Genomic DNA, 9,959 nt, shown 5'->3' on the forward strand with positions numbered 1-9,959 from the left:
TGCACCCCGGGGCCAGTCAGCCTGGGGCCAGCATGCCGGAGCGGGTGTGGTCGGCGCGTTGATCCGGATCAGTTACGCATGGCGGGCCGCGCCCGCGATCGCTCAGCGCGCGATCGCGCTGCGGATCGCCCGGAGCTGCTGCTTGACCGCCCGAGATTGCGCCACATCCATGCGCAGCAGGGCCTTCTGGCCAATCGAGCGCGCCTGCAGATCCGGATCCACGAAGCGGTAGCGGCCCCCTTCATCGCGTTGAACGAGGGGCGCCTGCTGCGGCTCCGGGGTCTCCAGCAGATGGTCGATCACCGCCACCAGGCGATCATTGAAGTAGCCCTCTGGCCGCCCAAGATCGACATAGGCCTGCTGGATCAACGGGTAGAAGCGCTTGTACGCCGTAGCCGTTGCCGCCGGGTCCAGCGCGGTGAATGCCTGCACATAGGGCGCATAGCGCGCGGCGTTGCTGGCGGCGATGCGTTCCCCGCCCTCGCCCGGCTCGACCTGCAGGCTCCCCGGCAGAGGCCGCGCGGCCAATGCGGTCGGCGGAACACTGGGCTTGTCCAGATTGTCGACCTGGGTCACCAGGCGCTGGATCAGGTGATCGCGCAGCAGCAGGGTGAGCGGCCCCTCCCCCTGGAACAGCTGGCTCAATGCGCTCCAGGCCGCGATATCGCTGTCGGCCAGTTCCGGCAGCGCGGGATCGGCCGCGGCTTCGGTGTCCAGCGGATGCTGGATGGCGGGCGGCGCCGGTGCGGTTTCTGCGGCCGCCTTCGGTTGTGGCGGTGCGCCAGCACTGGCGGGGGGCGACTGCACCGGCACCGGGACACCGTCCGCCAGGCTCTTGAGCTGATCGCGGAACAGCCAACCGCCCGCGCCACCGATCACCACCACACCCAGCACCCAGGGCCATACCGCCTTTCCACTCTGCATGATGCAGTCCCTCGTTTTCCATCTGCATGGACAAGGTGTGACCCTCTCGATTCCCGAGGGTTCCCCGCGTGTTCCGCTGCCGTTGGGGTTGGCGCCGCACGCAGGGCACGCTCACGCCTGCTTTGCGCGCGCTGCGCGAGGCTGTGCACCTTGTCGTGGGGAGACCGTGCCATGCACTACGCGTTGTACTACTGGACCGGCATCCAGGGACGTGGCGAATTCGTACGATTGGCCTTGGAAGACGCTGGCGCCGACTACATCGACATGGCGCGGATACATGGCGACGCCGTGATGCAACCCTTTCTCGATGGCCACAGTGAGGGCGCGCAACCGTTCGCCCCCCCGTTCCTCAAGGCGGGGCGACAGGTCATCGCGCAGGTCGCAGCGATCCTGGATTTTCTCGGCCCCACCCTGGATCTGGTGCCGCAGGCCGCGGCGCGGCGCATGCAGGCGCTGCAGTTGCAGCTGACCATTGCCGACCTGGTGGCTGAAGTACACGACACCCACCATCCGATTGCCGCGTCGAAGTACTACGAGGAACAGAAGACCGAAGCCAACGCACGTGCGGCGTCATTGCGCAGCGAGCGGCTGCCGAAGTTCCTCGGCTATTTCGAGCAGGTGCTGGCGGCCAACGGTGGCCGCCATGCACTGCGCGAGCACTCCTACGTGGATCTGTCGCTGTTCCAGCTGATGAGCGGGCTGGACTACATGTTCCCGCGCCGGATGCAGGCACTCACGCCGCGCCTGCCCCTGCTGCGGGCACTGCAGGAGCGGGTGGCGAAGCGACCGAACATCGCTGCCTATCTCGCGTCGGAGCGGCGATTGGCGTTCAACACCAACGGCATCTTCCGCCACTACCCCGAGCTGGACGGAGAGCGGTAGCGCCGGGCCATGCCCGGCGTGTTCCCGGTCAATGATCGGCGCGATCACCCAGCGGCTTCACCGCCTGCTTCTGCAGCGACAACAGCCCCAGCAGCAGTGCCAGCGCCACGTAAGCCCCTGCAAACTGCCAGCTGATGGTACGCGCCAGGCCTTCAAGGTCCCACGGCAGGTAGATGCCGCCGCGCGGATCCACCGAGTGGATCAGGCCGAACAGGGTCAGCACAGCCGCCACCAGCAGGAAGCCGCAGGCGCGGCGCAGACGGCCGTCAACCATCGCGGCCACGGCGGAAATCCACAGCATCGAGGTGATGATGAAGCCGTTGCCCAGAGTGAAGATCACGGCCAGTTCCGGCAGGCCGTGTCCATCGAGCTTGGTCAGCAGCTGCGGCAGCTGGTCCGGTGCGATCCAGCCCGGCGCCTTGATTGCCAGCAGGTAGGCCACCGAAGGCAGGAAGCCGAACACCATCGCTCCGGCGTGCTGTCGCGGTGTGGCCTGGAAAGCCTGGGTGGTGATGTCGATGGCAACGTACACGATGATCGGCGCCAGTACCGCCAGCGGCAGCCACTGCACCAGCCCGGAAATGATGCCGAGCATGCCGCCGATGCCGACGAACAGGCCCGTCAGCAGCGTGTACCCGCTGCGTGCGCCCATGTGCTTGTATGCAGGCTGGCCGATGTAGGGGGTGGTCTGCGCGACACCGCCGCAGACACCGGCCACCAGCGTGGCCACCGCTTCCACCAGCAGGATATCGCGGGTGCGGTAATCATCCCCGGCCGCGCGCGCGCTCTCGGACACGTTGATGCCACCGACCACCATCAGCAGGCCGAACGGCAACAGCAGCGGCAGGTAGGTCATTGCCGTGGGCAGGCCGTCCAGGAAGCCCAGCGTCGGCAGCGGCAGCACCACCTGCGGCGGCGTCCACGCCGGCACGTGGAAGCCGGGGGCCCCCAGTCCCGCCAGACCGAGGCCGTAGTACAGGACGGTGCCGAACACGAACGCCAGCAGCACACCCGGGCCACGCACCGGCAGCCGGCCCTTGGCGATCAGCACATACAGCAGCAGGCCCAACGTGGTGAAGCCGACCAGTGGCGAACGCAGGGTTTCCAGCAACGGCAGCAGGCCCATCAGTACCAGCGCGATGCCGGCGATGGAGCCGAGCAACGCTGCACGCGGCAGCGCGCGGGTGACGGCTTCGCCGAAGAAGGAGAGCACCAGCTTGAGCGCGCCCATGATGACCAGCGCCGCCATGCCCAGCTGCCAGGTCGCAATGCCGGCGGCATGCGGATCCATGCCCTGCTGCTTGAACGCGACGAACGCCGGACCGAGCACCAGCAATGCCATGCCGATGCTGGTAGGCGCATCCAGCCCCAGCGGCATCGCCGTGACGTCATCACGCCCTGTGCGTGCCGCCAACCGGCGCGCCATCAACGTGTACAGCAGATTGCCGATCAGCACGCCGAAGGCGGTACCGGGAAACATGCGGCCGAACACCACGTCGGCGGGAAACTGGAAGATGCCGACCAACGCCATGGCGATGAAGCCGAGGATGGAGAGGTTGTCGACGACCAGGCCGAAGAAGCCATTGAAGTCACCGGCGACGAACCAGCGACGCGGTGCGGCGGAAGCGGGAGCGGACATGGAAGGGGCGATGGGGGTGGGGAGCGCCGATGGTAGGCCCAGCGGCGCCGGCGCGCCAATTCCACGGTGGAATGATGGGTTCCAGCCAACGGCAGGGCCCCTCGTGGCCGGGCGCAAATCGCAGATCCCGGGCTGGCCCGTGCGGGTGGGCGTCGCGGGGGACGCCGTGAACCCATCCCTGGGGGCTTGGCCGCGGCATCCATGCCGCGGACACCCCCGCGACGCCCACCCGCCCGGCCCCTGACAGTTTCCCGCGTGTGCCAGCCACGGAAGAGAATCAAAAGATCAAAAGCAAAGGCAGGCTCTCGTTGTAGCGCCGAGCGCATGCTCGGCTGCCATACGCGAAGCCTCTGAGCCGAGCATGGCTCGGCTACAGAAGATCATCCCGATCACTCCTTCGTTCATCCACGCATGGCGTGGATCTACCGTGTCGACCAAGGTCGACACCCATCAGGCAACAGCCATGCCATTCCGACAGATCACAGGAATCTGTCGAAGGCGGGGTGGGTCCGGTTGCGGGGGTGTCCGCGGCATGGATGCCGCGGCCAAGCCCCCAAGGACGGGTTTACGGCGTCCCCCGCAACCTGACCCACCCCGCCATCCCCCAGATAACCCGCTTCTGCTCTGGCTCTGGCTCGTAGCAGGTGCAGGGCGCAGCCCTGCATAAAACCCCAACCCTCACTTCTTCAGGAAGTTGTCCACCAGCAGATGCTTCACGTCGTCGAAGCGGCCATTCAACACCGCCTTGGCCGCATACAGGGCGGTACCCGCCACCTGTTTGGCCTCGATCTGCGGCGGCATCACCAGCTCCGCCCGGCTGGTATGCACGTCCAGCAATGCCGGACCGCGCTGGGCGAGGAAGTCCTGCACGGCCTCCTCCAGGTCCTCGCTGCGGGTGACCGTGCGGCCATGGAAACCGATCACCTCGGCCAGACGGCCGAAATCCGGATTCTTCAGATCGGTGTAGTTGTCCAGCAGCCCTTCCACCTTCTGCTCCAGCTCCACGAAGTTCAACGAACCGTTGTTGAACACCACCACCTTGATCGGCAGCTTCTCCTGCACGGCGGTCAGCAGATCGCCCAGCAGCATCGCCAGGCCACCATCGCCCGACAGCGAGATCACCTGCCGGCCCGGGAACGCCTTCTGCAGGCCCAGCGCCTGCGGCATCGCATTGGCCATCGTGCCGTGCAGGAGACTGGTAAGCGTGCGGCGACGGCCATTGACGCGGATATGCCGCAGCACCCACACCATCGGCGAGCCACCGTCGGCGGTGAACAACGCATCGTCGCTGGCGTATTTCGACAGCAGCGCGGTCAGGTGCTGCGGATGGATCAGTTCGCCCTCGCCCGGCTGCTCCTCCTGCTCACGCTTGGCCAGCGCCTTGTCGCGACGCTCGATGCACTCGTCGAGGAACGTGCTGTCCTCGCGGGGTGGCAGCATCGGCAGCAGTGCATCCAGCGTCGGTGCGATGTCACCCACCACGCCCAGGTTCACCGGATGGCGGCGACCGAGATGGCTGCCATCGCGATCGACCTGGATGATCGTCGCCTTGTCCGGATAGAACTGCCCCCAGGCAAAATCGGCGCCGAGCAGCAGCAGCGTGTCGCACTCCATCAGGGTGTGGAACCCGGATTCGATGCCGAAGATGCCGGTCATGCCCATGTTGTACGGGTTGTCCGGCTCGACGAAGTCCTTGGCACGCGAGGTGTGCGCGATCGGGGCCTGCAGGCGCCGGGCCAGTTCCAGCAGCTGCGCATGGGCGCCCTGGCAACCGGCACCGGCATAGATGCCGATGCGCTTGCCCTGCCCCAGCAACTCGGCGAGGCGCTGCAGCTCGCCATCCGACGGGCGCAGCACCGGCTGGGCGTAGTGCACCGAGAACGGCACATCGTGCTTCACCTCGGCCTGGCTGATGTCGGCCGGCAGGATCACCACCGCCACGCCGCGGCGGCTGATCGCCGCCTGGCAGGCCAGGGCGACCACGCGTCGTGCCTGCGCCGGGCTGTGCACCTGTTCGCAGAACACCGTGCAGCTGCCATAGACCGCCTTGAAATCCACTTCCTGGGGGAATTCCATGCCCAGTTCGCTGGTCACCACCTGGCTGGCGATCAGCACCATCGGTGCGCGGTTGCGGTTGCTTTCAAAGATGCCATTGATGAAATGCAGGCCGCCGGGACCGCAGGAGCCGGCACAGGCCGTCAGCTCGCCGCTCACCAGCGAGTCGGCGCCGGCGGCGAAGGCGGCCACCTCTTCGTGGCGCACATGTACCCATTCGATTTCGCTGCGATGCAGTGCATCGGTGACGTGGTTCAACGTGTCGCCGACGATGCCATAACAGCGGCGGACACCCGCCTGCTGCAGGGTATCGACAACGATCTCGGCAACGCGCTTGCTCATCGGATGCATCCTCGAACGGGGGAACGTCCGAGGCTAGACCCGACGAAGTGATGCCTCCGTGGGCAAGCCACGCATCGCCTCGACAGGCAAACTGCAGAGCGATATCGGGTCAATCGTTGACGTTGATCCAGCCCACCACCGCGCCGCTCTTCGGGTTGCGATACCGCACCTTCAGCCAACCCTCGTGTTCATCCAGCAGTTCCACGCGGTCGCCCTGCAGCAGGTAACGCTGGGTGCTGGGCGCACCGGGCCGGTCGAACAGGAACAGGCGCGCCGGCACCACGGTGGCCTGCTGGCTGCGCAGCGGGCCGTCGGGCGGTGCGCCCAGGCCATCAGCGATCGCGCTCTCCAGCACACGACCGGTGGGATCAAAGGTGCGCCAGACCGCCGACGGGCCCTGCTCGTCGGCCGGCACCCAACGCAGTGCGGCGTTCAGGGTATCGCCCAGCATCAAGACGCGCTCGGCGCGATACAGATAGAGTTTCGCGCCTGCAAACCGGTACTGGTCCGTGTACCACATCGGGCCGCTGCGGCAGCTGCTGGTCAACGTGCGCGTGGCGGCATCAACGGTGAGCCCCATCAGGCCGCCGCAGTTGTCACGCCCATGGGTTTCGGCCTGCAGCGCGCGGAAACCACCGCTGGTCGGATCGTAGCGATACACCGCCACCGCTTCATTGACCATGCCGACCGACGCCCGCGCAACCAGCTCCGGGCGCCCATCGAAATCAACATCCTCGGCTGACAACCGCGAATTGCCGTCGACGTCCGGGGCACCCGGCAGGCTCAGCCGCTTGCCAGAGGGCAGCAGCTGCACGGCAATGCTGCCGTCCTCCGCCACCTCAGCCTGCACGCCAATGCCAGGTGCCGCCTCGAAGCGCAGCGACGCATCGCTGTCAGCAGCGTGCGCCAGCGGTACCAGCAGGCCCGCCAGCAGGCCAATCACGGTGTCCCTGTGTCTCATCGTCGTTGCCTGCGGCGCCAGGGCGGCGCCTCCCGGTCAGAACGATACGTCAACGGCCTGCCGCGACCACAGCACCGACTGGTGCCCGGTCTGCTGCTTCCACGCCAGGCGGATGGCTTCGATGTCGGCACGACGCTGCGGGCTGTCTTCGTGCAGCACCACCAGTACCTTGGTGCGCAGGCGGTTCGGCGCAGCGTCACCCCGGAACAACCACTGGCCGTAGGCATCGAACACGGTCAGGCCATCGGGGAAGCGCGGGGTCACTTCCTTGTCCAGGAAGGTCCGCCACTGCGCCTCGCTGATGGTGTCGGCCTGCGGTCGGTTGCCGGCGCCCTGCTCCCCGCCCACTCCGAAGTACAGCTCGCTGCGCACCCAGCCCTGGCCAGCGGACGGGCGTGCGGCATCCCCCTTCAGTTCAGCGGTCGTGGCCGTAGCGTAGGCGCTGGGCGCCTGCGAGGAGAGGCTGGCGCAGCCACTGGCGGCGAGCAGAACGGCGAAGGCAAGGCCAAGGTGTTTCATCGGTACAGCTCCGGGGAAGGGGGACAGTGCGAGCCGGCAGCGTACAGCGCCACCGGCCCGGCGTGCTGATGCCAACAGGGCATCAGCTCATGCCGGACCGGCAGGGGCTTGCATCAGCACCGGTCATCACGCGAAGATAATATATCGCTTCATCCGGATGGATGTAAGTGAAACTATCTCCCCCCTTCCCCGTCGTCGTTGTTGCTGGAGCCCCCATGTCCGCCCGCCTGCCCGCGTCGCCGCTCGGCCTCGCCATTGCCCTTGCGCTCTCCCCCATCGCCCCGGCCCTGGCCCAGGACGCCACCAACCTCGACACCGTGATCGTCACCGGCACCCGTGCCGCCGACCGCACGGTGCTCGAATCCACCTCGCCGGTGGATGTGCTTACCGCCGAGGACATCCGCAAGGCCGGCGTGGTCAACGGCGAACTCGGCAGTGCGCTGCAGGCGCTGTTGCCGTCGTTCAACTTCCCGCGCCAGTCCAATTCCGGTGGCGCCGACCACGTCCGCGCCGCGCAGCTGCGCGGCCTGTCGCCGGATCAGGTACTGGTGCTGATCAACGGCAAGCGCCGCCACCACACCGCCCTGGTCAACACCGACAGCAAGATCGGCAAGGGCACCACGCCGGTCGACTTCAATGCCATCCCTGTCAGCGCGATCAAGCGCATCGAAGTGCTTCGCGACGGTGCCGGCGCGCTGTATGGCTCCGACGCCGTGGCAGGTGTCATCAATGTGATCCTCGACAATGGTGGCGACGGCGGCGAGATCGAAGCCAGCTACGGTGCAAATCACACCGATCTGAAGCCGATCGGCCGCACCCTTACCGATGGGCAGGCCGGCAACATCAGCGCCAAAGTGGGCACCTCGCTGGGTGAGGACGGTGGTTTCCTGCGCGTCGGCCTGGAGTACAAGCACCGCAACGGGACCAACCGCGCCGGCTTCGACCAGATTCCACCGTGGGACCAGACCCCGGACAACCTGGCACTGCAGGGCAAGCGCAACTACGTGCTGGGCGATGGTGAGAGCAAGGACATCAACCTGTGGCTCAACACTGAAATCCCGGTCGGCCAGACCTCCACCTTCTACGCGTTCGGCACCTTCAACCAGCGCGATACCGAAGGCGCGAACTATTTCCGCTACCCGGACGGCGAGGCCAACTGGAAGGAGGTCTATCCGAACGGTTACCGGCCGGTCTCCGAAGGCGAGAACCGCGACGTGCAGGCGGTCGCCGGTGTGCGCGGCCAATGGGGTGAGTGGAGCTACGACGGCAGCCTGGACCATGGCCAGAACGATTTCACCTATCGCCTGCGTGATTCGCTCAACGCCTCATTGGGCCCGGCCAGCCCGACACGCTTCAAGACGGCTGATTATGAGTACGCTCAGACCGTCGGCAACCTGGACCTGAGCCGTGTGTTCACCCAGAGCGACAGCATCAGCCATACGCTGGGCCTGGGCGCGGAAGCGCGCCATGAGCGCTACCAGACCCGCCCCGGCGACCCCGCCAGCTATGCGGCCGGCCCGTTTACCGACCGTCCCACCGGCTCGCAGGCCGGCGGCGGCCTCACGCCGCAGGATGCCGCCACCCTGTCGCGCGATGTGGCCAGCGCCTATGCCAGCCTGTCCAGCCAGTTCGGCGATCACTTCTCCAGCGACCTGGCTGCGCGCTACGAGCACAGCGATGATTTCGGCGGCGAACTGACCGGCAAGCTCGGCCTGCGTTACCAGTTCACCCCGGCCTTCGCCCTGCGTGGCGCGATCTCCAACAACTTCCGCGCCCCGTCGCTGGCACAGATCGGCTACGAGTCGACCTCCACTGGCTACAACGCCGGCGGCCAGCTGGTGCAGGGCCGGCTGCTGTCGGTCAACAATCCGATTGCCCGCGGCCTGGGCGCGCAGGACCTCAAGCCCGAAAAGTCGATCAACACGTCGCTGGGCTTCACCAGCCGCATCGGTGAACACTTCGACCTGTCGCTGGACTTCTTCCAGATCGACATCGATGATCGCATCGCGCTGTCCGAAAGCATCACTGGCGATGCGCTGACCGACTACGTCGCCGCCAACTACGGCGTCAGTGGCCTGCAGAGCGCCAGCTTCTTCGTCAATGCCGCCGATACACGTACCCGTGGCGCCGAACTGGTCAGCAACTGGCGGCAGGCGCTGGGCAACGGCCAGCTGCTGCTGACCGGCACTTACGCCTATACCAAGACCACGCTGAAGAACGTGCTGGCTACCCCTGCACAACTGCAGGCGCTTGATCCGGACTATGTGCTGTTCGGCATCGAAGAGACCAACACGCTGACCGACGCCACCCCGCGCACGCGCGGCAGCGTCTCTGCAGCATGGAGCAATGACCGCTGGTCACTCAGCAGCCGGGTGAACCGCTATGGCAGCGTCACCCGTGTCTTCAACTTCGGTGACGGTTACATTCCGCGCCAGACCTACCAGGCCGAATGGCAGCTGGATGCAGAAGTGGAGTATCGCATCAGCGCCCGATGGAGCGTGGCCATCGGCGGACAGAATCTGACCGACAACTACCCGGATCGATCCAATGAGGACATCCATTACTTCGGCAATCTGCCCTACGACGTGCTTTCGCCGATCGGCAGCAACGGCGCCTACTACTACGGCCGCGTCCGTT

At 66.5% G+C, this 9,959-nt stretch carries 7 protein-coding genes; 2 read left to right on the top strand and 5 right to left on the bottom strand.

What is annotated here, in order from left to right:
- Positions 1–102: 102 nt before the first annotated feature.
- On the bottom strand, positions 103–924 hold the full coding sequence (locus AC06FB_RS17540; RefSeq protein WP_478053944.1) for a DUF3014 domain-containing protein: 822 nt from the start codon (positions 922–924) through the stop codon (positions 103–105).
- A gap of 171 nt (positions 925–1,095) precedes the next feature.
- On the opposite strand from AC06FB_RS17540, the gene AC06FB_RS17545 reads away from it, so the two are divergent.
- Entirely contained in the window at positions 1,096–1,806 is a 711-nt protein-coding gene (locus AC06FB_RS17545; RefSeq protein ID WP_065174750.1) for a glutathione S-transferase, read from the top strand.
- A 28-nt stretch (positions 1,807–1,834) separates the two neighbouring features.
- Here AC06FB_RS17545 and AC06FB_RS17550 read toward each other — a convergent pair whose 3' ends face one another.
- The 4 genes from AC06FB_RS17550 to AC06FB_RS17565 all read right to left on the bottom strand — a co-directional run bounded on the left by AC06FB_RS17550 (position 1,835) and on the right by AC06FB_RS17565 (position 7,322).
- Positions 1,835–3,445, bottom strand: coding sequence for a SulP family inorganic anion transporter (locus AC06FB_RS17550; protein ID WP_111187260.1), 1,611 nt, complete (start codon positions 3,443–3,445; stop codon positions 1,835–1,837).
- 678 nt (positions 3,446–4,123) lie between these two features.
- Positions 4,124–5,842 (bottom strand): thiamine pyrophosphate-dependent enzyme, encoded by a 1,719-nt coding sequence (locus tag AC06FB_RS17555; RefSeq protein WP_478053945.1) that lies wholly within the window; start codon positions 5,840–5,842, stop codon positions 4,124–4,126.
- 109 nt (positions 5,843–5,951) lie between these two features.
- Entirely contained in the window at positions 5,952–6,803 is an 852-nt protein-coding gene (locus AC06FB_RS17560; RefSeq protein ID WP_111186745.1) for an XAC2610-related protein, read from the bottom strand.
- A gap of 36 nt (positions 6,804–6,839) precedes the next feature.
- Entirely contained in the window at positions 6,840–7,322 is a 483-nt protein-coding gene (locus tag AC06FB_RS17565) for a DUF3574 domain-containing protein (RefSeq protein WP_277381029.1), read from the bottom strand.
- Between the two features lie 215 nt (positions 7,323–7,537).
- Here AC06FB_RS17565 and AC06FB_RS17570 point away from each other — a divergent pair.
- The coding region (locus AC06FB_RS17570) for a TonB-dependent receptor plug domain-containing protein (protein ID WP_478053946.1) at positions 7,538–9,959 on the top strand (2,422 nt) is incomplete at its 3' end.

Source organism: Stenotrophomonas sp. Steno-C15, assembly GCF_056393265.1.

Bases quoted from the DNA above. Each gene is read 5' to 3' on its own strand.
- AC06FB_RS17540 (WP_478053944.1), bottom strand. From the start codon at position 924: ATGCAGAGTGGAAAGGCGGTATGGCCCTGGGTGCTGGGTGTGGTGGTG.
- AC06FB_RS17545 (WP_065174750.1), top strand. From the start codon at position 1,096: ATGCACTACGCGTTGTACTACTGGACCGGCATCCAGGGACGTGGCGAA.
- AC06FB_RS17550 (WP_111187260.1), bottom strand. From the start codon at position 3,445: ATGTCCGCTCCCGCTTCCGCCGCACCGCGTCGCTGGTTCGTCGCCGGT.
- AC06FB_RS17555 (WP_478053945.1), bottom strand. From the start codon at position 5,842: ATGAGCAAGCGCGTTGCCGAGATCGTTGTCGATACCCTGCAGCAGGCG.
- AC06FB_RS17560 (WP_111186745.1), bottom strand. From the start codon at position 6,803: ATGAGACACAGGGACACCGTGATTGGCCTGCTGGCGGGCCTGCTGGTA.
- AC06FB_RS17565 (WP_277381029.1), bottom strand. From the start codon at position 7,322: ATGAAACACCTTGGCCTTGCCTTCGCCGTTCTGCTCGCCGCCAGTGGC.